The following is a 22,869-nucleotide window of genomic DNA, read 5'->3' on the forward strand; positions in this document are numbered from 1 at the left end:
GGAGCGGGCGGGGGAGCGCGCCGGTGTGCCCGCACCCTCGGTGCTCCCTTGGCGCCCCTTCCGCGCCCCCGGCCGCCGTTACGCGCCGGTCTGCCGTTACGCGCCGGTCTGCCGCCCCGCCCCGATCAGGTCGCAGACCCGGTCCGGGGGCACCGGGCGGGAGTACAGCCACCCCTGCCCGGTGTCGCAGCCGATACGGCGCAACCGTTCCGCCTGCTCGGCGCTCTCGACGCACTCCGCGGTGACCGTCAGGCCCAGCCGGTGCGCGAGTGCCACCAGCGCCTCCACGATCGTCTCGTCCGCCGGGTTCGGGTGCTCCTGCGAGCGGAAGCCCCGGACGAAGGAACCGTCCAGCTTCAGTACGGACACCGGTAGCCGGCTCAGGTACGCCAGGTTCGAGTAACCGGTCCCGAAGTCGTCGATGGCGATCCGTACGCCCATCTCGCTCAGCGCCTGGAGCGCCTGGAGCGGACGCCCGGCCGACCCCATGACGGCCGACTCGGTCAGCTCCAGCTGGAGCAGCGCCGGCGGCAGCCCGGTCTCGTCGAGGATGCTCGCCACGTCCGCCACCAGGTCGGAGTCCCACACCTGCCGTACGGCGACGTTCACGCTGACGAACAGCGGTTCGGCGCCCGGACGCGCCAGCTGCCAGGCGCGGGCCTGGTGGCAGGCGCGGGCCAGCACCCAGCGGCCCAGCTCGACGATCGAGCCGTTCTCCTCCGCCAATCCGATGAACCGATTCGGCGACAGTGTGCCGAACTGCGGATGCCGCCAGCGCACCAGCGCCTCGACGCCCTGCGCCAGTCCGTCGCCGAGCCCGACCAGCGGCTGGTACTCCAGCGTGAACTCACCCCGGTCCACCGCGGGGCGCAGCGTGCTGGACAGCGCCTGGCGGGTCATCCGGTGCGCGTTGCGCTCGGGGTCGAACAGCGTCCAGCGGGCCTTGCCGTCCTCCTTCGCCCAGTACAGCGTGGTGTCCGCGGCCTGCATCAGGCCGGTCGCGGTGGTGCCGGTCGCCGCGCGCTCCACGACGCCGATGCTCGCCGAGACCGACAGCCGCTGCCCGGCGAGGTCGAAGGGCCGCTGCAGCGCGTCCAGGACGCGCTGCGCCAGTTCGGCGAGCTGCTCGGTGCCGGCCGAGTCCTCCACCAGGAGCGCGAACTCGTCGCCGCCCAGCCGGGCCACCAGGTGGCCGCTGCGGCCGCGTACCGCGCCGCGATCGGCCAGGCTCTCGGCGCAGTGCGTCAGCCGCTGGGCCACCGCGCTCAGCAGCCGGTCGCCGATCCGGTGCCCGAGGGTGTCGTTGACGGCCTTGAAGCCGTCCAGGTCGAGGTAGCACAGGCCGACCCGGCCCGTACCGTGCTGCTCGAAGGCGGCCGACTCCAGCGCGCCCGCGAGCCGTTCGAAGAACAGCGCGCGGTTGGGCAGCCGGGTCACCGGGTCGTGCATCTGGAGGTGGCGCAGCCGGGCCAGCAGGTCGTGCCGGTCGCTGATGTCCGAGACGGACAGCAGGACGCAGTCCTCGTCCGGCAGCGGTTCGACCGTCACCTCGGCCCACAGGAACTGTCCGTCGGGATGTTTGAGTCGTCGGGTGCACCGCAGCCGGTCGCTGTGGCCGCGCAGGACCTCGCGGTACGCGGCCCAGATGCGCGGGTCGGTGCCCAGTTCGGTCAGGTCGGCGGCGGTCGCCGCGACCAGGTCGTCCGGCGCCGCGCCGACCAGTTCGCCGAAGGCGGGGTTGGCGGCGAGGACCAGGCCGTCGCGGTTCAGTACGGCCAGCGGGGCGCGGGCGGCCCGGAAGGCGGCGCGGTAGTCGCGCAGCGAGGCCGCGGAGCCGTCCCCGGCGTCTGGTTCGCCGCGGGCGCCCGCATGCGGCTCGCCGTTCGCGCCGGACCGGGTGCGTCCGTCGGCCGCGGTGGGGCCGCCGGGGTGTGCCGGGCCGGAGGCGTCGTCCGGGCCTCCGGCCGATTCGTTGGTCGGTTCATTACGCTCCGTCACCGCGGAGAGCGTCGTTCCGGGCGCGCGGCCCGTGCCGCCGGGGTATCCGCTCACTGCTCGCTCCCGCATGGCGCTTGTCTCGTGATGGAGGGGGGAATCCGCGCTGGAAAGTGTGGCGATCATAGAGGCTGCCGCAAGGGCCTATCCAGCGACGTAACCGTGATCATCGGCACCCATGGCGGAAGATTGGCCATTTTCGTCCGGCTGTGTTCATGCGTATCCGGTCAACGATCGATAGTGACTTTCCGTTACGGGGTGGGGAGTTGGGCCGGTCACTCGTCTGGGGCCCCGGAACTGGGCGTAACTCGACAATTCGGCACAAGGTGGTGAGGGTGCTCCGAATCCGTACCGGGAGGTCGATGTGCCACGCGCCCAGCAACCTCCGGAGGTGGACCGATACGTGCTGCGCCGGGTGGCCGCGGTGGCCACCTCTCTCAGCGCGGTCATAGCCACCTCCGTCGTCGCCGGCCCCGCCACCGCGTCCGAAGGGGCGCTGCCCTGCGCCCTGGCCCGTACCGACACCCATCACTCCGAGGGCCTGGACACCTGGAACGGCGCCTACCCCCGTCCGGCCCGTACTCTCCGCGCCGTCATGGTCTTTCTGTCTTTCCCGGACTCCGAGCCGGTCGCCGACCCCGGCGAACTGGCCGCCGACTACTTCCCGGCCACCTCCCGCTTCTTCGAGCGCGCGTCCTACGGCCGCTTCACCCTGCGCCCCGACGTCCAGCGCCGCTGGGTACGGATGCCGCAGACGTCCAGCACCTACGGCATACGCCGGGACTGGGACGCCGACCGCCGCGCCGCCTACCTCCGCGACGCCGTCGCCGCCGCCGACGGCTCGGTGGACTTCAGCCGCTACGACGTCGTCTACCTCGTCGCCGACCCGGACGCGGCAGGCGTCGACTCCGACGCCACCAAGGTCGTCAACCTCGACCAGCCGCTGCAGGCCGACGACGCCGACCTGCGCCGGTTCGTCACCGTCTTCGAGCAGAGCCCACCGGACCGCAACGTGCTGGCCCACGAGACTGGGCACATCTTCGACCTGCCCGACCTCTACCACCGGCCCCGGGACGGCAAGGGGGACTGGGACACCTATGTGGGGGACTGGGACCTCATGGGCAGCCAGTTCGGCCTGGCCCCCGACCCCTTCGGCTGGCACAAGTGGAAGGTCGGCTGGCTGGGCGACCGCCAGGTGACGTGCGTCTCCCTCGCCCGCGATCAGCACGGAACCGTACACACCCTGCGGCCCCTGTCGGCGCCCATGGAGCCGGGCGGCGGGCGGCGGGCGCGGCTCCTGGTCGTCCGCACCGGCCCGCGCAGCGCGCTGGCCATCGAGGCGCGCGGCGCGGTGGGCAACGATCACGAGGTCTGCACCGAGGGCGTGCTCGTCTACCGCGTGCGCAGCGAGACCGCGTCCGGGAGCGGTCCGGTGGAGGTTCTGGACGGCCACCCCGGTACCGAGGCGTGTTGGGGGACTTCCGTATTTCCCCAGCTTGCTGATGCGCCGCTCGGCGAGGGCGAAAGCATGGACGATGCCGAGGACGGCGTACGGGTGCAGGTGTACGGGCGGTCGTCGTCCGGGGACTGGACGGTCAAGGTGGGGCGGAGCGGCTGAGGCGACGCCCCGGTCGGGGCCTTTCGCGGCCTCCCGGGCGCTCCCGGTTCCTTCGGCCCCTACGGTCCCTACGGCGCACGAAGAAGGCCCCCACCGAGGTGGGGGCCTTCTTCTGTCGGTGCGCCGCCAGGGACTCGAACCCCGGACCCGCTGATTAAGAGTCAGCTGCTCTAACCAACTGAGCTAGCGGCGCCTGCTGACGTGGAAAACATTAGCATCCTGATCGGGCGGCGCAAAAATCGATTCCGCGGGGCCGCTCCCTCACCGGGGTGTGAGGGGCGCGGCGGCCTTGACGGGGCGGGATTCCGGGGGCGTCGGGGCGGTGGTGGCGCTGGTCACAGGGGTGAGGGCGGCGCCGTCCGGCGTACCGGGGGCCGGGGCCGGCGCGGTCGCGGGGGGCGGTGCCGTCCGGGTGACGGGGGAGCGGCGGGCGGCACGTATGCAGGCCCAGAGCAGCGTGCCCGGCCCGGGGAGCCAGGGGTGGCGCACGTCCGGGGCCACCAGCCAGCGGGAGGCGGCGGGGTCGGGGGCGCCGGGGCCGGTGTGCGGCGGGTCCGGATGTGGGCCCGGGTGCGGGCCCGGATGTGGGAGGTCCTGCTGCGGCAGGTCCGGCTGTAGCAGGACCTGCTGTGACGGGTCCGGCTGTGACGGGTCCGGTCGCGGCCGTTCCGGTTGCGGTGGCCGGTGCGGGAAGAGGGGCGGGACGGTCACCGCGTCGCCGGCTCCGTGGCAGAGCAGCGGCGGTACTGAACCGGACCACTCCTCCCAGCCGAGCAGGGCGGGCAGCCGCCGGGCCGTGCCGGGCTCGGCGAACAGCAGGATGCGGCCGCGGTGGGTGGCCACGGGGCCGGACCCGGGCCCTGCGGTCCATAAGCGGTCCACCAGGTCGCGGCCGAAGAGCGCCGGCGCGTTGATCACATCGAAGACGGTGCCGCACGGCAACGTGCTCGGGGCATCCGGACGGGCCGCCCACCGGGCATGCACGCTCTCCGGGTACGGGTCGGCGGAGGCGAGCCAGTCGGCGCCGGCGAGCGTGACGTACGACGCGGTGTGGAAGACGGCGGAGACGGGGCGGCGGGGGTGCCCGGAGGGCCAGTCGCTCATGGGCCCTGGTTTACCGGCAGGTGGTGTTCCGTTTCTGCGGAATGGCTGAAATCCGGACAGGACGGGGCGGTGTGGGGTATGTTTCCGCGCCCGCATATGCCCCCGGCCCATGATCAACATAGTTGATCATGGGCCGGGGGGGTGCGGAACGAGCGGGGTGGGGCGTCGCGGTCGGCGGATCGCCGGGCGGCCCGGGGCGCGCCGGGCAGGCCGGGACGCGGCGGGCAGGCCGGGACGCGGCGGGCAGGGGCCGGGGCAGAGCAAGTCCGGAGCCGCAGCCGTACCCGCAGCCAGGGCCAGGGCCAGAGCCGCATCATTCAGCTCATGACCGGCCGAACCGTTCGATCCACGACCGGCCGAACCGTTCGATCCGCGACCGGACGAACAGTTCAGTCCGTGGCGTCGAGACGGCTGCCGTCACCGCCGCGCAGCAGGCCGCGGCCGAACTCGACCATCTTCGCCGCGTAGTCCTCGGTCCAGCCGGCGCGTTCCGCGATCACGGACAGCGGCAGCCGGTCGAAGCGCCGGGGGTCGGCGAGCTGGGCCGCAGCCATCGCCTGGAACTCCGTGGCCCGGTCCGCCGCCGCCCGGAACGCGAGCGTCAGCTCGGTGGAGCGGGCGAGCAGTTCCTTGGGGTCCTCGATGGACTCCAGATCGAAGAAGTGCTCGGGATCGGACGTGGCCTCCGGAGGCTCGAAGAGCAGCGGAGCCGGTTTCAGGCGCCGGGGCGCGGGGGCAGTCCCGCGCGGGTCGGAAGCCGGTTGCGGCTCGGACATGTACGTACCTCCTGGATCGTGTGCCGCGTTCCATTGTCCCGCGCCGCGCAAGTGCGCCTGGGGGTGCGCCCTTACGGGGCTCACCCGCCCGGAGGAGCAGCGCGCCACATATCGCGCGCCCCTGTACCGCGCCCGCACCGCCACCGTACGACCGTACGCGGCGCACAACAGTAGAAGTGCGCCGCACTGGCCGACGCACGCCCCTGAACGGGAGAGCCGGCCAACGGCCGCGTGGCCCGCCTCCCAGCACTGGAAGGACAAGATCACGAACCTGGGTGCCCAGGGCGGATGTGGCGAAAGGCAAACGTCCCGGCCCATCGGGGCCGGGGCGTTGTCGCTCTGCTTCAACTACCTTTCCGGGCAGACCAGTTCCGGCCTGGTGCGATTCGGGGAGCAGCAGACCAGGGTCAGGGACAGGAACGAGGGACGTTCGAGGTAGAAGCCGTGCGACACGTCGCCACCCCATCCCAGCCGTTCGGCGGCGGAGCGGACGAGTATCGCCGGTCGCGTAGTGCCGCGGTCCGGCTCGGAGGCGAACCGGGGCGCGTGCGCGGTGAGCTGTTTCCCGAGCCATCGCGCCGCCTCCTCCGGTTCGCCCCAGGTGCCCCGTACCAGCCTGCCGGGCTTGGTGAGCCAGTAGGCGGTCTCCAGTGGGGGCAGGTCCACGACGGGGAACTCTGCCCTCACCTCTCGATAGCGTTCAACGAGCCGCTGCCCTGCGGTGTCGTCGTCCCCGGCCGGGGCCGGTGGCGAGTAAGGGTGGGGAGGTCGTCTCAGCGCTTCCTCATCAAAGCGCTGCTTGACACCAGTCCATAGATAGCCGTGGAAATGCAACTGGTCGTCCTTGTCCGGAACAGTCGAAGGCGGGCCTCTGCTTTCCCCGGAGAGCAGAGGTCGCCAGTCGGGCAGCGGCCGGTCGGTCAGACCGAGAGGCCGAAGCGGGCCGGGTCGATACCGGCCGCGTTCAGTTCGGCGGTGGTGAAGCGCAGCGGGGCCATATCGGGGCGCTTGTCGTCGCCCAGCGCCCACGCGTCATGGCCGATCTTCGCCAGCGTGGCGCAGGACTCGCCGTCCGGGTGTGTATTGCCTCCGCATGCCTTGAAGAATTCGGCTCCGTTGATGGGCAGGCTGTGCAGGTCTGGGTCGGTTCCGGGCATGGGTGTGCCTTCCTGTGAGATCAGTGACGGGGCAGGATTGGAACGCATACTGATCCGGCTTCGAAGCGAGCAGTCGTCGGCCAGTGGAGAGGCTTCGGATGGGAGTGGAACCATTTCCATGGATGTATCCTCGACCGCTCGGGCCGAGAGCTCCAGCGCTATTCGCGTTGCCGGGTAGAAATCATGAACGGTAGGCCGCAGCCCACTCGGCGAACAGTGCCGTGGCCTCTTCATCGAACAAAGCGTGGCGCTCGTATCGGCCAAAGATTTCGAGGTGTTCTGCGATGTCCCGGGAATCCTGGAAAACTATGCGCCCCGTGAACGTTTCAACAGTCGTCAGTCGTTGGTCATAGATCGTGAATGTATTCATCGGGCCGCGCCCAATGCTATTTCCCAATGGGAGTACGCCAATGTGCACATTCGGGAGGTGTGACAGTGAGGCAAGGTGATCGATCTGCACGGCCATCACCGCACGCGGGACAACGGCCCACCTGGCGGCCTGCTCCGTCAACAGGAAAGTGAAGTGCTTTCTGCTGTCGTAGAGAATTGCCTGCCGCTCCAGTTTCTTTGCGATCGTCCTGGAAATGTCCCCCGGAGAGTGGCTCAGGCTCGCCCTGATGTACTCAGGTGTGGCCAGGAGTCCTGTCACCATCGCGGGCAGGAAGTACCGGAGTGTCACGGCTTCCGTTTCGAGGCCCGCCAACTCCGACTGGCGCTTCTCCAGACCTCTCCGCCATGATGCCCGCTTGCCCTGCCATTCCGTATGGGCCAGACGTGCGAGGGCGGCTGCTTCTGCCACGATCTCCGCTGGTGCGTCGAGTGCTCTGACAATCAGCTCGACATCGACGAGGCCCGGCGTGATCCGTCCGGTTTCGATGTTGCTGAGCTTGGTCTGGGACATGTTGCAGCGCCGGGCGAGCCACACCTGCGTACGGCTGGCTCGCCTGCGCATTGCGCGGAGTGTTTCTGCCAGGTCGGCCTTCGACTGACCCAGCTGCCCAGGATCAAACGTCAAGGCCCTTCACGTACTCCTCGAAAGGCACCGCGTGCCCCAAGGCGATTCGCTTCCAATCCCGATAGGGTGCGGGGTCGCCGCCGTATGCTTCGCGGTTGATCTGGGTACCGTCCGGTCGGAAGTTCAGGAAGGCGATGCGGGTTTCATCGAACAACCACCAGTCGCGCCCTGAAAGTGGCAGGCCGTAGTCGTCCTGTGTCACGTCCAGGACGCGAATGTCTTCACCGGCCGCGATGTTCCCGGGAATGCTCCATGTGAATTGATATCTCTGGTAGTCGGTGAGCGGCCGACGCACGATGCGCACTCGGCCGATGCGCCTTCCCGATTCGACGTAGCCACGCACCCGTTCATGCCAGCGGGAATTGTGGTCGGCGGGCTTTCCCTCGCCCCGTAGGAAGCGGGCTACGTTCTCCTGTTCCCTGGGCATGGTGTAGGTGGGCTGCGCCTCGAACCGCCATGCCTCGCGCTCGAATGCGTCGAAGAACCTACGCCACTCTTCACCATCCAAGAGCACGGACGGCCTCCCTGAGGACGTTTTCGGGGATCTCCACCAGGCCCTCGCCGGTGGGCGTCGAGAAGACGGAAGTCAGGTCCCCCTGCACGACGAAGGAACCGCATGTGGTCCGGTAGACGTTGGGGCAATCGTCATCGTCGCAGTTGGGTCCTCCGGCGCGGCCGGTAAGGCGGGTCAGTTCCTCGCGTGCCATCGTGCCCTCCCTCGATGCCGGGTCGGCTCCTGGCACCACGAGGACGGTAAGCCGGGTGCGTGTGCCGCGGCTATGGCGCATCGCCGGTATGCGCGTTGTCGGGTAGATGACCTTGCTGGTCGCGACCGTCCCTCAGGGGCGCCAGGTCACCCGGTGCTCGTTCAGGTGGGCCAGTACTGCGTGGTTCGCCTCCCAGCCGTCCGGGAACTTGACCGTGACGCCCAGTTGTACGGGGTCCGCCGACGGGTGCTCGTCCAGCAACTCCGGTACGCCCGCGCGGCAGACCACGATGCAGGCGTGCCGGTGGCGGGAGGCCAGTACGCACAGTCGGCCCGTTTCCAGGTGGAAGGCGGTGGCGTCGGGGCGGCCGGAGAGCGGATGCAGGAAGACCGTGACGTCGAACTCCCTTCCCTGGAGGCGGTTGGCGGTGTCCACGGCCACGCCACTGACGCCGAGCCCGGCCAGCGCGGTCCGTACCGCCGCCGCCTGGTCGCGGTGGGCCGTGCCGACCGCGATCCGGTCGGCCGTCAGCGGCGCGGGGTCGGGGCCGCGCTCGCTGGTCGCCGCGCCGCCCCGGTCGAGCAGCCGCCGTACCACCCGCGCGATGGCGTGCACCGCCTCCGGATCCGTGCGCGGGGTGTGGCGGGCGGGGAGTTCGAGCAGGCCCCAGCCGGCCTCGGCGGCCTCGTCCAGCACGCGGTCCACCGCCGAGCCGTCGGAGGGCACGCCGAAGGCGAGCCGCCGGTCGCCGTGGTCCGTACCGCTGCGGAACGGCGTGAAGGGGTAGAACGCGTCGGAGACCAGCCGCGCGGCGGAGGCGGGCAGCCGCCACGACACCGGCAGCCGGTGCTGCGGCAGGTCAGGGTTGTGCGCGAGGAGGGTGGTCACGGCGCTGGCCGACGGGTCGTAGGCGAGCCCGGCCCACTGCTCGGCGCCGACCACGCTGAACGGATCCAGCTGCCCCGGATCCCCCACGAACAGCGCCCGCTCGAACAGGCCGCCGACGGCCAGCAGCGCGTCCGAGCGCATCTGGTACGCCTCGTCGACGATGGCGTGCTGCCACGGCTCGTCGACCTTGGTGTACGCCCACTTGGCGGCCGTCGAGACGACGATGTCCATGCCTGCCAGGTCGGCGACCTTCGACGACGTGCGGACGGCGGGCAGCTCCGCGAGCGCGGGGTCGAACGCGCCCGGTTCGCTGCTGTGCAGCCGGCCCACCGGGAGTTCGGGGTCCTTCTCGGCGATCCGCAGCACCAGGTCGTCGACCTGTGCGTTGGTCTGCGCGACGATCATCAACGGGCGCCCTGCCGCGGCCAGTTCGCGGGCCGCCCGTACGACCAGCGTGGATTTGCCCGCGCCCGGCGGCGAGTCGACGACCACGCCGCGGTGCGTGCCGTGCAGCGTGCTGTGCACGATCGCGTCGGTGGCCGCGGCCGCCGCCGCGCCGGGGTCGAAGGGCGCCGCGCCGTCCGGCTGTCGCGCGGCGGGTACGTCGGGGTGCGCGGGGCGGGCCTCGGTCACAGGAAGTCCTCCGCGGTGACGGGATCGGGCAGGTCCACGGGCAGTACGGCGGTGTCGGCCGCGGGCGGCCCGCCGTGCGTCCACGGTGTGTCCTCGGGGTCGGGCAGCTCCGGGCCGCCGCGCGGCTGGTGTTCGAACAAGGTCCAGCACACCTGATCGCCCGGCGCGGGCACCGACCCGGGCTCCGGGGTCTTCCCACGCCCCATTCCGCCGGTCAGCCGGACGACCAGACCGCCCGGCCCGTCCGTCGTGTACGCGACGAACTCGGCGGACTGGGCCTTCCCCTCCGGCAGCGGGCGGTACAGCTTGCCGCCCTCGGACAGCTGCGGCCGGTCGTCCGTCCACAGCGTCACCAGCGGGCGCGGCATCGGCCGCTTGCCCTCCGAATACGCCATCTCCACCCCGGTCACCCGCCCGGCCATGGCCTCCCCGGCGAGCCGTCGGCCCGCCATGACCAGCGGGTCGTCCAGTGCCTCCTGCGCGTCCAGCTGCGCCTGGGCGGTCTCCCGCGAGGAGAGCTTCCGCGCGGCCGTGATCGCGTCGTCCCGCTTGGGCTGCGGCGGCTCACCGGCCCGTACCCGGTCGCGGTGCGCGGTGTAGGACCAGCGGTCGTGCTTCCAGCGGTCGGCCACCCGGGAGCCCTCCGGCAGGGCCCGGAGCAGGTCGATGCCCTGCCATACGGCGTCCCAGGTGGGGCGCAGCTGGCCTTCGAGCAGGTCGCGGATCTCGTCCTCGGCGCCGGGCAGCCCCGCGTCGTAACGGGCCATCGCCGGGGCGAGACGCTTGTTGTCGAAGGCCGGGTCCGTGGCCGGGCCGGCCGGCGGGCACAGCAACTGGCCCGCCGCGTCCCGCGCCGTCTCCGCGCGCTGCGCCGCCGTCGCGCCGTCCTCGCCCGCGGGCGGGTCGGTCCAGGCGAGCAGCGCACCCAGGTGCTGGTCCTCCAGGTTGCTCTGGCCGGTCGCCCAGTGGCGGGCGAGCAGCCCGGTCATCGGCAGCAGCAGACTCGCGCCCGGCACCCGGGCCCGCTCGCCGAAATGCGTGAACCAGCGGCCCAGCAGCGGCACATGGGGAGGGGCGGGGTGCGGGGTGTCCGGATCCTGTTCGGCGGTCCGCCGGAACCGCATGGACCGGCCCAGCAGGCGTACGTACTCCACGCCGGCCGCGCTCGGCACGACGACCTGCGGCGCGTCCGCGCACAGCTCGACCTCGACCGGGACTTTTTTGCCCGTCTCGGGGTCGGTCTCCTTGCGCTCCTCCAGCTCGACGGCGTCCGCGTACCCCTCCACGTACGGCAGGACGGATTCGGCCAGTTCGGCGAGGAAGGTGGACCGCAGGTCACGGTCGCGCGGCTGGGGAACGGCGAGCAGCAGCGGCTTCTCGCGGTCCGTGCCGACCAGCGCGCCCAGCGGCGCGCCCGCCTCACCCGCGGTCGTCAACGGGACGAACACCAGCGGGTGTGCGGACAGGTGCCGGTGCCGGACCGTCGTCAGCGGCTGGGCGCGGCCCGCCGCCACGGCCTCCATCCTGGCGAGCACCTCGATCAGCGACATGCCTGCACCTCCGCGGCGCCGTCGGAGCGGTCGTGGGGACGGTCGTGGGAACGGCTGGCGGAACGGTTGTCGGAAGGGCCGCCGGAACGGCCGTCGGAACGACCGTGGGTCCGGTCTCCGGTCCGGCTCTCGCCTCGGTCCCCGGTCCGGCTCCCGTCCCGGCCCACCCCGCCCCGGGCGCCGTGCCCGGCAGCGGTCAGTGCCTCGGCGCGCAGGGTCGCCGCTCGGCGCAGGGCTTCGGTGGCGGGGGCGTCCGGCGAGCCGGCCTGGACGTCCGCGTCCGCGGAGCAGGCGGCCGTGCCCTGAGGAGCGGTGTCCGTGTCCGCCGCGCTCTCCGTACGCGCCGCTGGCGGAGCCTCGTCGACCGCTGCCGCCAGCACCTCCTCGACCGTACGCAGCCCGCCCAGCTCACCGCGCACCCCGCGGCCGAGCGACTCCACGGCGCCCGCCGCGCGCGCCCGCCCCCGGCAGTGGAACGCCAGCTCGCAGGCGGCCAGGCACTCCGGCGCGTAGGCCGCGTCCACGGACTCCACCGCCTCGGCCAGCTCGGCGGCGGACCGCGTCGCCGTCTTCCCGTCGTCCGCGAGCCGGAGGTCGAAGGTGGTGGCGGGCGGGAGCTGCCCGGCGATCTCCTCGACCTTGGTGAGGCGCTGCAACTGGCGTGCGGTCGTCGACAGTTGTTTACGGATGTCGACGGCCTCGGCGGTGGGGAGGTTCGCGAAGTCCTTCGGGCAGACCAGCAGCACCTGGTCCCGCACCGCCACCGCCCGGCCCGTACTGGCGAGCACCTGCGCCGCCACCCGCCGCAGCGCCAGCACGTACACGGCCGCCTGGCGGGCCGCCGCGCCCACCTTGGCGGGGTCGGCGGAACCGTCGATCATCGGGAAGGACTTGATCTCCACGACCGTCCAGCCGCCGTCCGGATGCACCACGACCGCGTCCGGCTCCAGGTAGGCGGGCGACCCGGCCACGTCCAGGGTGATCAGGGGATGGTCCAGCAGGGACCAGCCGCCGGCGGCCGTGGCCTCGCGCAGCGCCAGCGCCGTACGGGCGGCACGCCCTTCGGGACCGGCGGCGGACAGGTCCGGGACGGCGACCCGGCCGGGCGCGGGGGCTTCCGCGGCGCCGCCCATACGCTCGTACAGCAGCTGCATCAGGTCCGCGCCGCCGTCCGCCTTGACGCGGGCCTCGAAGGAGTTGCCCCGGGCCAGCGCGAACTGCGACTGCCCGAAGGCCGCGGGCGAACCGAGGGCGCCCGCGAGCGCCGCCTTGTCGATCCCGGCGCCGTCCAGCAACGCACGGCGGCGACAGCCGGGGTTGGCGGCCAGCGCGGCGAGCGCGCGGGCGTCCAGCGGCCGCGGCCGTACGCCGGGGCCGCGCAGCTCACCGAGCCGCTGTCGCAGCCCCGTCGTCGGCTGCGGCAGCGGAGGCGGCTGCTCCGACGGCCGGTCGGCCGCGGCGGGTCGGCTGTCGCGGAAAACGTTCACCCGCGGAAGTCTGGCATCCGCCACTGACATTCGCGTGTGCACCCGGCGCCCCGGCGGCCGGAGCGCCCGGCGCCGTACCCATGACGAGGCCGTCGTCCGCCCGAAGCCGCGCGTCCGCCCGGAGCCGCGAGCCTGCCCGAAGCCGCCCGTCCGTCCGGAGCCGTCCGCCCGCCCGGAGCCGTCCGCGCACGCCGTCCGCGAACCGCAGCGCCGGGCGTGTCAGCAGCAGGCCCAGTCCCATCACGGCCGTACCGGCCAGCGCGTCGAGCAGGTAGTGGTTGGCGGTGCCCATCACGACCAGCACGATGAGCAGCGGATACGCCACCCCCAGGGCCCGCGTCGTCCGCGACCGGCCGTGCCGCCACAGGACCACGCCGCACCACAGCGCCCACCCCACGTGGAGGCTGGGCATCGCCGCGAACTGGTTCGTCATGCCGCCGAGCCCGCGCGGCGCGCTCGCGTCGTCGCCCCACCACCCGTACGAGGAGAACTCCGCCATGGTGTCCGCGAACCCGCTGCCCGCCTCCAGCAGCCGCGGCGGCGCGGTCGGCAGCAGCGTGAAGCCGACGAGTCCGACGAGGGTGGCCAGCATGAGCCACGTACGGAGCGTGCGGTAGTGGGCGGGCCGCCGGTTCCACAGCCATATGAGGACCGCGGGTGTGACCAGGTAGTGCAGCGAGGCGTACGCGAAGTCGGCGGGCACGCCGAGGGCGGGCGTGGTGGTGAAGAGACGATTCAGCGCGCGTTCCGGGTCGATCCGCAGCAGCTCTTCCCACCGGAGGATCGTCTGTCCGTGCCCGGTGGCGGTGTGCGCGTCGCCGCGGGCCACGAGGCGGCCCGCGGAGTAGGCCACGTACACGAGGGCCAGCAGTGGCAGTTCCGTCCACCAGCGCGGCCGGCTGCCGGCTGCCGCGGGGCGGCGCGCTACGGCGTCCATCCTGATCGTTCTCCAACGTGCGATGCCCGGGGCGGATCGGTCGCGGGCCTGGTGCGAGGGGTGCGCGGTGCGGTGCGGCACCCGTCGGCGCGAAAACGCCGACCCTCCACCGTACGCTGTATGGCTCGCTGCTCCGGGCAGGGGGAGGGCCCGCCCCGGGAAACAGGGGCGATGCGCGATGATGGAACGGACGGTCTCCGTCGAAAGGCGGCAAGAACCGGACATCAGTCGAGCACCGATCGAGCAGCAAGAGCCCCGGAACGGGCCCCGAAGACGGAAAAACCGAGCAATCGGTCAGAGGTATTCCCCATGGCACCGCGCATTCTGCTGGCCCGGCACGGGCAGACGGAGTGGTCCCTGTCCGGCAAGCACACCGGCCGTACGGACATTCCGCTCCTGGAGGAGGGCCGCAGCGGTGCCAAGCTCCTGGGGGAGCGGCTGCACCGCGCGCCCTGGGACGGCCTGCCGGACGTCGAGGTCCGCACCAGCCCCCTGGTACGCGCGAAGGAGACCTGCGAGCTGGCCGGCTTCGGCGACCGGGCCCGGGACTGGGACGCGCTGATGGAGGTCGACTACGGCGCGTACGAGGGCCTGACGCCGGCCGACATCAAGGCCGGGCGCCCGGACTGGCTCATCTGGCGCGACGGCGTCCCCGAGGGCGAGACCCTGGCCGAGGTCGCGGCGCGGGCCGACGAGGTCGTGGAGTGGGCACGCTCGGCCGACCGCGACGTACTGGTCTTCGCGCACGGCCACATCCTGCGCTCCCTGGGAGCCCGCTGGCTCGGCCTCGACGTCTCCTTCGCCGCCCGCATCCGCCTGGAGCCGACGTCCCTGTCGGTGCTGGGCTGGGCCTACGGGGAACCGGCGATCGAGCGCTGGAACGACACGGGCCACCTGGGCTGAGCGGGGGCGGCCGTGCACACGGCGGTCATGCCGTGTGCAGGGCCGTGCGGTCATGCCGTATGCGCATCCGCCTGAGGCCCTGACCCCGGCTCCGATCCCGGTCCCGACCCCGGCCCCGGCTCTGATCTCGATCCCGGCCCCGGCCTGGGCCGTGCCCCGGACACCGTCCGCCGTCCGTCCCTCCCGACCGAGGTCCGCACCGGCGGCCGGGTGGCGGCGTGCCGGTCCAGGAACGCGCCGACCGCGTCACCCCTCCTGCCCGCACCGTCGCGGTACGGCCGCAGTGCCCGCGCCGTCGAGTCCAGCATCGTCCGGATGCGGGCCGACCGGACGTCCTCCAGGAGGGCCAGTGCCCGCGTACCGGCCGTGGCGGCCTCCTCCGGCGCCCGGCCGAGTGCGAGATCACTCGCGAGTTCCGCGGTGAACAGGGCGATGTTCCGTGTGAAGTGCGGGTCCTGGAGCGCGACTGCCCGGCGCGCGTACGTCGCCGCGCGCCCCTGCTCGCCCAGCGCGGACCAGCACTGCGCCTCCAGCCCCGCCAACTCGGCCTCCCCGTAGAAGGACATCCACTCCGGATCACCGTCGGACGGCCCCCGGGCGAAGAGCCGCTGCGCCCGCAGAAGCGCCCGCTCGCAGCTCCTGCGGTCGCCCAGGCCCGCCCAGCCGCCCGCCTCGCGCAGCGCCAGGAGGGACAGCAGACGCGGCGATCCCAGGGACTTCGCGGCCTGTTGGGCGGCCTGTGCGGCGCGTACGGCCTCCCGGGGGCGGTTCGCGTCGCGCGCCAGGAAGGCGGTGTTGCAGAACGCGTGCGCCTCAAGGGCGGCGTCACCGGCCACACGAGCGGTGGCCAGCGCTTCGGCGTAGTGCGACCGGGCGTCCCCGAAGCGGCCCGAGTCGTGGGCCAGCCAGCCGACGGAGATGGCCAGTTCGCCCGCGCCCGCGTGCAGGCGGTCGCTGACGGATCTGCGGTGCACTCCGGCGTCCAGCAGTTCGTACGCGGTCCGCAACGGTTTCGCGGCGCGCCGGTACAGGCCCTCCCCGCCGTGCCGGTCGTCCAGCAGCCGGATGCGGCGCACCGCCTCCTCCACGGCCGCAGCCTCGGACTCGCCCGCCCGCCCGGGGCCGACCGCAGGGGAAGGGCCCGGTACTCGCGGCACAGTGCCCGGTGCGCGCGGCACGGCGCCCGGTACACGCGGCACGGCGCCCGGTACGCGGGGGCCCGCGGCGGCCTCCGGGACGAAGGGGGGCAGGGCGGTGAGCCCCAGCGCGGCGGCCGGGCCGCCGGTGATGAACGCGCGACGCAGCACGTCGCTCTCCTTGCCGGTCTGGATGTCCGTATCGCGATGGCAGGGCCCGGGGCCGGGCCCTGCCGGGGCCCCGGCGGTCTGCCCGGCGCCCGTCCACGTGCCGGGAAGCGCCCCGGCGTCGTGCCCCGTTCCCGTACCGTCGCCTCCCTGCGCCGTACGGGACCGCCGCCCGCGCACCGTCTCGCGCGCCGCGAACCCCATGTCCGCGAGTGTGAGCCCGGGGAACATGTGCCGGAACACCCGTTCGTAGGCGTAGTTCGGGCACCGGATCTCCCCGGCCTCGACGCGGCCCACGTAACGGGCGTCGCAGGCGACCTGTTCCCCGATCTCGCGCGCGGCGCGGCGCACCGCCGCCGCGAACTCGCCGGGCGACAGGCGGCCGCGCAGCTGCCGGAAGGCGCGGTTGGGCTGAGCGGGGACGTGGGACGACGCTGATCTCGCGGCTGGCGACGCCATGGCAGATCCTCCGTGCCGTCTCCGTGGCGGTGCCGCGGCCTGGCGGTGCGGCGGGACGACGGTACTAGCTGTGACCCAGCCGACACGCAGGGTTTGGCTACAAACCGGATATCTCACGCACGATCCGCCATGAAGTGCCATTCTTTGCGGCGTCCTGCCGCCGTAGCCGTTGACGTGTCCGGACGTTGAACAGGAAGTAAAGGGAGCGGCGCGTGCAGAGGAGGGGTTTCCGTGCGGGAGACCGGCGTGGCCAACGTCAGGACCGTCGTCAGCGGTGAGGCGGGTGCCGGCGGAGCAGTGCACGGCGGCCCCGGGCGCGCGGGCCGCGCGGCGCACCCCAACGGCCGGTCCGGCGGGCACGGTTCGCCGGCCGTGGACCGGCGCTGGCCCTCCGCGGAGCGCAGTGTGCTCCCGGAGGCGCCCCGGACCTGCGACCTGGTGACGGTGCCGGCCCGCCAGGGCCTGGAGGCGGTCGACATCCTGCGGCTGCGGGCCGGTGTCGGCCCGGTCCTGCACGACGACGCGTGCGACACCCTCGGCTTCCTCGTGCCTCCGGGCACGGCCGACGGCTGGGACCTGCCGGGCAGTGCCTGTACGCAGACGTACGAGCGCGAGGCGCCCGCTGGGGGCGCGCGGGACGCGGGCAGCGCCCCCGCCGAGCCGCCCGTCACGGGCACCGACTGGCTGGTGTCCCCGGACGGCGCGTGCGGCACCGCCACCGACCCCGTCGTCCTGCGCGAGGCGCTCGGCGAGGCGGCCCGCACGATCGAGGCCGTCGACCGCTGCCGCTGAGGCCCGGCGGCCCGGCGGCCTGCGGCCTCGGCGCTGCGCCCGGCGGCCCCGCGCTTCCCGACGCCTGGCCTCGACGGCCCCGCGCCCCGCCCGTCCCACCTCGGCGGACTCCGGTTCCACCGCCCGGCCTCGGCGGCCTCCCGCTCCACCGGGCACTCTGACCTGGGCGAACGCGGCATACTGGAGGCATGGCGAAGAGCAGGCGCGGCCGGTCCCGTACGGGGCCCGAAGCCGTGGTGGAAACCGTGGACGGCGGCGTCGCCGAGCTGCGTCCCGACCGGGACCGGCCGCGCGGCTGGACCCTGCTCGTCGACGGCGCCCCGCAGTCACACGTGGACCTGGACGACCCGGCGTACCTGGACTTCGCGTACCAGCGCCGCCTCGGGCACATCGTCGATCTCGCCGGGCCGCCCGGCAAGCCCCTCCAGGTGGTGCACCTCGGCGGCGGCGCGCTGACCATGGCGCGCTACGTCGCGGCCACGCGCCCGCGCTCGACCCAGCAGGCCGTGGAGATCGACGCGCCGCTGGTCCAACTGGTCCGCAGGGAGCTGCCGCTGGACAGCGCCTGGCGGATCAGGGTGCGGGGCGCGGACGCGCGTGCGGGGCTCGCCAAGATCCCGGACGGCTGGGCGGACCTGGTGATCGCGGACGTGTTCCGCGGTGCCCGTACCCCGGCGCACCTGACCAGCGCCGAGTTCGCGGGGGAGGTCGCGCGGGCGCTGCGGCCCGGCGGCTGGTACGCGGCGAACCTCGCGGACGGCCCGCCGCTCGCCTTCGTACGGGCACAGGTCGCCACGGTCCGTACGGTCTTCCCCGAGCTGTGCCTGACCGCCGACCCGGCTGTCCTGAGGGGCAAGCGTTTCGGGAACGCCGTACTGCTCGCCGCCGCCGGGCCGCTCCCGGTCGCCGAGCTGACCCGGCGCGCCGCGACCGATCCGCAGCAAGGCCGGGTCGAACACGGGCGCGCGCTGCTGGACTTCACCGGAGGGGCGCAGGCGGTGACGGACGCGACCGCGGTGGATTCGCCGTCCCCGCCGCCCGCCGTCTTCACCTGAGCGTTCGTCTGGGCGTTCATCTGGGCGTTCACCTGGGTGTGCGTCTGGGCGCCGGTCAAGAGCCCGGTCAGGTCGCGTGGTTGTCCGTCTCGACCGTCGGCGGGTGGCCGTTCCAGGCGCAGATGACCGACGCGTGGCCCGCGCCGCCCCGGAAGTCCACCCGGAGCCACTGGTCCTGCTGCCACACCTGCATCTGCCAGCCCGCGTCCGGGGTGGCCGACACCAGCTGGGCGGACCGAGTGCCCATGTCGATGACCACCCGGCCGCCCGCGGTGGAGAAGCTCTGGACCGTGCTGCCCGTGGCGGGCGAGGTGCCGTCGCCGGGCGGAGGGTGCGGGCCGGTACCCGTACCTTTTCCGCCACCGCCGGACACGCCACCGCCGGACGCGCTGCCGTCGGTTTCCTGCTGCTGGTCGCCCGGTTTCGTGGACGGTGCGGGGCGGCGGGAGGCCGGTCCGGACGGGCGGGGCCGGTGCGTGGAGGAGGCGCGGGGTGAGGCGTCGCCGTCGGTTCCGGCGTGTGGGGACGGCGCGTTGTCGGAGCGCGGGAGCGCGCGCGGCGGGTCGTACGCCGTACCGGCCAGCACGGTGTGCACGCCGAACCACGACAGCGTGACGGCGGCGCCCGTTGCCAGCGTCCAGGCCGCCGTGTGAACCAGTCCTCTGTGCATCCGGCTCATATTGCACCACGTACCCGGCCGGGGCAGCGGGCCGGAGGTCCCGGGGCGAGCGGGACAAAGGCGGTGCCACGGGAGGTTCCGGGACGGGACGGATACCATGCGCAACACCGGCTGAAAAGCGGGCTGATGGCCTGCCTCCCGACGTCAATCCCAGGTAAAGAAGAGCACTCGAATGGCGTACGGTGCCGCCCATGGCAAGTGTGCTCGTGGTCGAGGACGACCAGTTCGTGCGCTCGGCCCTCATCCGGCATCTGACCGAGGCGTCCCACACGGTACGCAGCGTCGGTACGGCCCTGGAGGCGCTGCGCGAGGTGGCCCACGTCGGCTTCGACGTGGTCATCCTGGATCTCGGCCTGCCCGACCTGGACGGGGCGGAGGCCCTGAAGATGCTGCGCGGGATCACCGACGTACCCGTGATCATCGCCACCGCGCGGGACGACGAGGCCGAGATCGTCCGGCTCCTGAACGACGGAGCCGACGACTACCTCACCAAGCCCTTCTCGGTGGAGCACCTCTCCGCCCGGATGGCCGCCGTGCTGCGCCGCTCCCGGGGCACCACCGCGGGCGGCGAACCGCCGTCCCGGGTGCTCCAGGTGGGCGGCCTGAGCATCGACCCGCTGCGCCGCCAGGCCGAACTGGACGGTACGGCGCTCGATCTGACCCGACGCGAGTTCGACCTGCTCGCCTTCCTCGCCGGCCGCCCGGGTGTCGTCGTGCCCCGCAGGGAACTGCTCGCCGAGGTCTGGCAGCAGTCGTACGGCGACGACCAGACCATCGACGTCCACCTCTCCTGGCTGCGCCGCAAACTGGGCGAAACAGCCGCCCAGCCGCGGTATCTGCACACCCTGCGCGGGGTCGGCGTGAAGCTGGAACCGCCGCGGTGACGCCTGCGCGGACCGGGTGCCGCGGGACGTACGCGCCGGAGCCGCTCGCGCGGACCGGGTGCCGCCGGGCGTACGCGCCGGAGCCGCCCGCGCGGGCCGGACGCCTCCCGGCGGCCCTGCCGGAGCCGTCGCCGTGAGATGGGCCCTGGTCAAGGTGTGCCTGGCCGTCACCGCGATGGTCGTGGTGGCCTTCGCCGTACCGCTCGGGCTCGTCGTCAAGGAGATGGCCAAGGACCGCGCGTTCTCCAACGCCGAACGGCAGGCGGCCACCATCGGCCCCGTCCTGGCCATCACCACCGACCACGCGCAGCTGGCACGCGCCGTCGCCAGCGCCGAGAGCGGACCCGGAGGCTACATCGGCGTCCACGTACCGGCGGGCGGAAAGGGCGGCGAGCCCGCCGAGATCGGCTCCCGCCGGGCCAGGCCGGGGGACGTCGACGCCGCGGTCGAACTCGGCCGTGCCTCCGTCACTCCCGTGCCCGGCGGCTCGGTACTGCTCCAGCCCACCGCCGTGGCCTCCGGCATCGCGGTGGTCGAGGTGTACGTGCCGGACGCCGCGCTCACCAACGGCGTCACCACCTCCTGGGTGCTGCTGGCCGGCGTCGGCCTCGCGCTGATCGTCGGCTCGGTCGCCGTCGCCGACCGCCTCGGCACCCGTATGGTGCGCCCCGCCGAACGCCTCGCCGGCGCCGCCCACGACCTCGGCCGGGGCGAACTGGGCGTACGCGTACGGGAGGACGGCCCCAGGGAACTGCGCTCGGCCGCCGCCGCGTTCAACGCGATGGCGGACCAGGTCGTCCAGCTCCTGGCCAACGAACGCGAGCTGGCCGCCGACCTTTCCCACCGCCTGCGCACCCCGCTGACCGTGCTGCGCCTGAACGCCGCCTCGCTCGGCGAGGGGCCGGCCGCCGACCAGACCCGGGAGGCGGTCGCCCAGCTGGAGCGTGAGGTCGACCAGATCATCCGCACCGCCCGGCAGCAGAAGGCGCACGCCCGGCAGGCGGCCTTCGCGGCCGGCTGCGACGCGGCCGAGGTGATCCGGGAGCGGATGGACTTCTGGTCGGCGCTCGCGGAGGACGAGGGGCGCACGGTGCGCGTCGCGGGCGCGGACCGGCCGGTACGCGTCCCCGTCGCACGCCCCGACCTCGCCGCGGCGCTGGACGCGATGCTCGGCAACGTCTTCCGGCACACCTCCGAAGGCACCGCCTTCGCGGTGGACGTGCACAACGCCGAGGACGCGGTGATCGTGCTGGTCTCGGACGCCGGGCCGGGCATCGACGACCCGGACGCGGCCCTGCGGCGCGGCCACGGGGACGGCGGGGACGGGTCCACCGGGCTCGGCCTGGACATCGTGCGGCGGCTCGCGGAGACGACCGGCGGGGACGTCCGCATCGGCCGGTCCGTGCTGGGCGGCACCGAGGTGCGGGTGTGGCTGGCGCTGGACGGCGCCCGGCGGGCCCGCGCGGGACGCCGCCGGCACACCGGACACCGCCTGCGCCGACGGCTGGGGCGGCGCCTGGGCCGCTCGCGGGGGCGGCGGGCGGCAGGGCGTACGCAGGCCGGTTCCGGTGGAGGGTGAGCGGCCCCGGGCGCGGTCGGCACCGGGCGCGGTCGGAACCGGGCCGGGTCCGGGCCGGGTCCGGGGCGGGTCCGGGGCGTCCGGTGGCCCGTTCGGCCGCCGTGCTTAACCGGTCCCTTTCGGTCCCTTAAGAGCGCCATAAGACTTCCATATGCATCGCTGAAACCGCCTTTTGCCCGTTTCCTGATCGCTAGCGTGCGGGACGCACCACCACACCACTGCACCACCGCACCACCGTCTCTCCCCCCCCACGACGAACAGGCAGGCACGACATGAGTTCCACGGCACACCGCCGCCGCAAGAGCCGCAAGGCCAAGCTGATCGGTACGGCCGCGGCGGCGGCGCTGGCAGCGGGCGGCGCCTTCGCCGTCGCCGGTTCGGCGCTGGCCACCAAGGCACCGGAAGCCGGTACGGCGGCCAAGTCAGGCGGTGCCTTCACCCCGTACATCGACACGTCCCTGTACCCCGCGTACGACATGGCCGACACCGTCTCGAAGACCGGTGTGAAGACCTTCAACCTCGCCTTCGTCACCTCCGGCGGCGGCTGCGAACCGAAGTGGGGCGGCGCGGGCGCGCTGGGCGACGACGCGGTGGCCAAGCAGATACCGGCACTGCGCAAGGCCGGCGGCGACGTACGGGTCTCCTTCGGCGGCGCCAACGGCTCCGAACTCGGACTGGCGTGCAAGTCGGCGGCCGAGCTGGCCGCCGCGTACGGCAAGGTCGTCGACAAGTTCGCCCTCAAGAAGGTCGACTTCGACATCGAGGGCGGCGCGCTGCCGGACGCCGCGGCCAACACCCGGCGCGCCCAGGCCATCGCGCAGCTCCAGAAGAAGCACCCCGGCCTGGACGTCTCCTTCACGCTGCCGGTCATGCCCGAGGGCCTGACGCAGGACGGCGTGAACCTGGTCGCCGACGCCAAGAAGAACGGCGTGAAGATCTCCGCCGTCAACATCATGGCGATGGACTACGGCGCTTCCTACGACGGCGACATGGGCACGTACGCCGTCCAGGCCGCCACCGCCACCCAGGGGCAGCTCAAGAAGACGCTCGGCCTCGGTGACGCGGCCGCCTGGAAGGCCGTCGCCGTGACCCCGATGATCGGCGTCAACGACGTGCAGAAGGAGATATTCACGGTCGAGGACGCCAAGGAACTGGTCACGTTCGCACAGTCCAAGCACCTCGCCTGGCTGTCGATGTGGTCCTCGACGCGCGACAAGGCGTGTCTCGGCGGCCCCCAGAACTCGGCTCAGCCGACGTGCAGTTCCCTCTCCCAGAACCCGCTCGACTTCACCAAGGCGCTCGGCTCCTACCAGGGCTGACCGGCACCACGAAGCCACACCCCCGGGC

General features: G+C 73.1%; 20 protein-coding genes, 1 tRNA gene and 1 pseudogene. 7 read left to right on the plus strand and 15 right to left on the minus strand.

Features of this window, described 5'->3' with window-relative positions:
• Positions 1-96 precede the first annotated feature (96 nt).
• The gene (locus A6A06_RS12420) at positions 97-2,067 is read right to left on the minus strand and encodes a putative bifunctional diguanylate cyclase/phosphodiesterase (protein ID WP_443333735.1); all 1,971 of its coding nucleotides are present in this window, start codon (positions 2,065-2,067) and stop codon (positions 97-99) included.
• A gap of 292 nt (positions 2,068-2,359) precedes the next feature.
• On the opposite strand from A6A06_RS12420, the gene A6A06_RS12425 reads away from it, so the two are divergent.
• Positions 2,360-3,613, plus strand: coding sequence for a M6 family metalloprotease domain-containing protein (locus A6A06_RS12425; protein ID WP_073761279.1), 1,254 nt, complete (start codon positions 2,360-2,362; stop codon positions 3,611-3,613).
• Between the two features lie 119 nt (positions 3,614-3,732).
• On the opposite strand, the gene A6A06_RS12430 is transcribed toward A6A06_RS12425, so the two are convergent.
• The 12 genes from A6A06_RS12430 to A6A06_RS12485 form a co-directional block, all read right to left on the minus strand.
• Positions 3,733-3,806 (minus strand) — tRNA-Lys (locus A6A06_RS12430).
• Positions 3,807-3,874: 68 nt separating this feature from the next.
• On the minus strand, positions 3,875-4,717 hold the full coding sequence (locus A6A06_RS41620) for a hypothetical protein (protein ID WP_242440704.1): 843 nt from the start codon (positions 4,715-4,717) through the stop codon (positions 3,875-3,877).
• A gap of 389 nt (positions 4,718-5,106) precedes the next feature.
• Positions 5,107-5,493 (minus strand): hypothetical protein, encoded by a 387-nt coding sequence (locus A6A06_RS12440; RefSeq protein WP_073761280.1) that lies wholly within the window; start codon positions 5,491-5,493, stop codon positions 5,107-5,109.
• Positions 5,494-5,841: 348 nt separating this feature from the next.
• Positions 5,842-6,327 (minus strand): hypothetical protein, encoded by a 486-nt coding sequence (locus A6A06_RS12445; protein WP_073761281.1) that lies wholly within the window; start codon positions 6,325-6,327, stop codon positions 5,842-5,844.
• Positions 6,328-6,413: 86 nt separating this feature from the next.
• Positions 6,414-6,650 (minus strand): DUF397 domain-containing protein, encoded by a 237-nt coding sequence (locus tag A6A06_RS12450; RefSeq protein ID WP_073761282.1) that lies wholly within the window; start codon positions 6,648-6,650, stop codon positions 6,414-6,416.
• A 181-nt stretch (positions 6,651-6,831) separates the two neighbouring features.
• Positions 6,832-7,665 (minus strand): helix-turn-helix domain-containing protein, encoded by an 834-nt coding sequence (locus A6A06_RS12455; RefSeq protein ID WP_073761283.1) that lies wholly within the window; start codon positions 7,663-7,665, stop codon positions 6,832-6,834.
• Positions 7,655-8,179, minus strand: a complete 525-nt coding sequence (locus A6A06_RS12460) for a DUF6879 family protein (protein WP_073761284.1) — start codon at positions 8,177-8,179, stop codon at positions 7,655-7,657. The genes A6A06_RS12455 and A6A06_RS12460 overlap by 11 nt, the downstream gene beginning before the upstream one ends.
• On the minus strand, positions 8,163-8,372 hold the full coding sequence (locus tag A6A06_RS12465; protein ID WP_073761285.1) for a hypothetical protein: 210 nt from the start codon (positions 8,370-8,372) through the stop codon (positions 8,163-8,165). Before A6A06_RS12465 ends, A6A06_RS12460 begins: the two co-directional genes overlap by 17 nt.
• Positions 8,373-8,504: 132 nt before the next feature.
• Positions 8,505-9,893 (minus strand): AAA domain-containing protein, encoded by a 1,389-nt coding sequence (locus A6A06_RS12470; protein WP_443333736.1) that lies wholly within the window; start codon positions 9,891-9,893, stop codon positions 8,505-8,507.
• Entirely contained in the window at positions 9,890-11,443 is a 1,554-nt protein-coding gene (locus A6A06_RS12475) for a hypothetical protein (RefSeq protein ID WP_073761286.1), read from the minus strand. The genes A6A06_RS12470 and A6A06_RS12475 overlap by 4 nt, the downstream gene beginning before the upstream one ends.
• Positions 11,434-12,930, minus strand: coding sequence for a hypothetical protein (locus A6A06_RS12480; protein WP_443333737.1), 1,497 nt, complete (start codon positions 12,928-12,930; stop codon positions 11,434-11,436). The genes A6A06_RS12475 and A6A06_RS12480 overlap by 10 nt, the downstream gene beginning before the upstream one ends.
• A complete protein-coding gene (locus tag A6A06_RS12485) occupies positions 12,827-13,867 on the minus strand; it encodes a phosphatase PAP2 family protein (protein ID WP_073761287.1) in 1,041 nt (346 codons plus the stop codon). Before A6A06_RS12485 ends, A6A06_RS12480 begins: the two co-directional genes overlap by 104 nt.
• Before the next feature lie 309 nt (positions 13,868-14,176).
• On the opposite strand from A6A06_RS12485, the gene A6A06_RS12490 reads away from it, so the two are divergent.
• Positions 14,177-14,770: a histidine phosphatase family protein gene (locus A6A06_RS12490; protein WP_073761288.1), complete on the plus strand. Its 594-nt coding sequence runs from the start codon at positions 14,177-14,179 to the stop codon at positions 14,768-14,770.
• Positions 14,771-14,820: 50 nt separating this feature from the next.
• Here A6A06_RS12490 and A6A06_RS12495 read toward each other — a convergent pair whose 3' ends face one another.
• Positions 14,821-16,533 (minus strand): tetratricopeptide repeat protein, encoded by a 1,713-nt coding sequence (locus A6A06_RS12495; protein ID WP_242440705.1) that lies wholly within the window; start codon positions 16,531-16,533, stop codon positions 14,821-14,823.
• A 231-nt stretch (positions 16,534-16,764) separates the two neighbouring features.
• Here A6A06_RS12495 and A6A06_RS12500 point away from each other — a divergent pair, with 231 nt between their 5' ends.
• Together A6A06_RS12500 and A6A06_RS12505 are read left to right on the plus strand one after the other, a co-directional pair.
• Positions 16,765-17,325, plus strand: coding sequence for a hypothetical protein (locus A6A06_RS12500; RefSeq protein WP_443333738.1), 561 nt, complete (start codon positions 16,765-16,767; stop codon positions 17,323-17,325).
• 188 nt (positions 17,326-17,513) lie between these two features.
• Positions 17,514-18,380, plus strand: a complete 867-nt coding sequence (locus tag A6A06_RS12505) for a spermidine synthase (RefSeq protein WP_073761289.1) — start codon at positions 17,514-17,516, stop codon at positions 18,378-18,380.
• A gap of 67 nt (positions 18,381-18,447) precedes the next feature.
• Here A6A06_RS12505 and A6A06_RS12510 read toward each other — a convergent pair whose 3' ends face one another.
• A complete protein-coding gene (locus A6A06_RS12510; protein ID WP_073761290.1) occupies positions 18,448-19,050 on the minus strand; it encodes a hypothetical protein in 603 nt (200 codons plus the stop codon).
• 200 nt (positions 19,051-19,250) lie between these two features.
• On the opposite strand from A6A06_RS12510, the gene A6A06_RS12515 reads away from it, so the two are divergent.
• The 3 genes and pseudogenes from A6A06_RS12515 to A6A06_RS12525 all read left to right on the plus strand — a co-directional run.
• Positions 19,251-19,943 (plus strand): response regulator transcription factor, encoded by a 693-nt coding sequence (locus A6A06_RS12515; protein WP_073761291.1) that lies wholly within the window; start codon positions 19,251-19,253, stop codon positions 19,941-19,943.
• Positions 19,944-20,076: 133 nt separating this feature from the next.
• On the plus strand, positions 20,077-21,522 hold the full coding sequence (locus A6A06_RS12520; RefSeq protein WP_073762101.1) for a sensor histidine kinase: 1,446 nt from the start codon (positions 20,077-20,079) through the stop codon (positions 21,520-21,522).
• A 407-nt stretch (positions 21,523-21,929) separates the two neighbouring features.
• A pseudogene (locus A6A06_RS12525) lies at positions 21,930-22,841 on the plus strand (chitinase); the annotation flags it as partial.
• Positions 22,842-22,869: the final 28 nt, after the last annotated feature.

Origin of the sequence: Streptomyces sp. CB02923 (genome assembly GCF_001905005.1) — a bacterium.
In the GTDB taxonomy this organism is placed as follows: domain Bacteria; phylum Actinomycetota; class Actinomycetes; order Streptomycetales; family Streptomycetaceae; genus Streptomyces.

What these genes read in the sequence shown, in the direction of transcription:
- A6A06_RS12420 (WP_443333735.1), bottom strand. Translation starts at nt 2,067, where the DNA reads ATGCGGGAGCGAGCAGTGAGCGGATACCCCGGCGGCACGGGCCGCGCG.
- A6A06_RS41620 (WP_242440704.1), bottom strand. Translation starts at nt 4,717, where the DNA reads ATGAGCGACTGGCCCTCCGGGCACCCCCGCCGCCCCGTCTCCGCCGTC.
- A6A06_RS12440 (WP_073761280.1), bottom strand. Translation starts at nt 5,493, where the DNA reads ATGTCCGAGCCGCAACCGGCTTCCGACCCGCGCGGGACTGCCCCCGCG.
- A6A06_RS12450 (WP_073761282.1), bottom strand. Translation starts at nt 6,650, where the DNA reads ATGCCCGGAACCGACCCAGACCTGCACAGCCTGCCCATCAACGGAGCC.
- A6A06_RS12465 (WP_073761285.1), bottom strand. Translation starts at nt 8,372, where the DNA reads ATGGCACGCGAGGAACTGACCCGCCTTACCGGCCGCGCCGGAGGACCC.
- A6A06_RS12475 (WP_073761286.1), bottom strand. Translation starts at nt 11,443, where the DNA reads ATGTCGCTGATCGAGGTGCTCGCCAGGATGGAGGCCGTGGCGGCGGGC.
- A6A06_RS12485 (WP_073761287.1), bottom strand. Translation starts at nt 13,867, where the DNA reads ATGGACGCCGTAGCGCGCCGCCCCGCGGCAGCCGGCAGCCGGCCGCGC.
- A6A06_RS12490 (WP_073761288.1), top strand. Translation starts at nt 14,177, where the DNA reads ATGGCACCGCGCATTCTGCTGGCCCGGCACGGGCAGACGGAGTGGTCC.
- A6A06_RS12495 (WP_242440705.1), bottom strand. Translation starts at nt 16,533, where the DNA reads ATGGCGTCGCCAGCCGCGAGATCAGCGTCGTCCCACGTCCCCGCTCAG.
- A6A06_RS12505 (WP_073761289.1), top strand. Translation starts at nt 17,514, where the DNA reads ATGGCGAAGAGCAGGCGCGGCCGGTCCCGTACGGGGCCCGAAGCCGTG.
- A6A06_RS12510 (WP_073761290.1), bottom strand. Translation starts at nt 19,050, where the DNA reads ATGCACAGAGGACTGGTTCACACGGCGGCCTGGACGCTGGCAACGGGC.
- A6A06_RS12515 (WP_073761291.1), top strand. Translation starts at nt 19,251, where the DNA reads ATGGCAAGTGTGCTCGTGGTCGAGGACGACCAGTTCGTGCGCTCGGCC.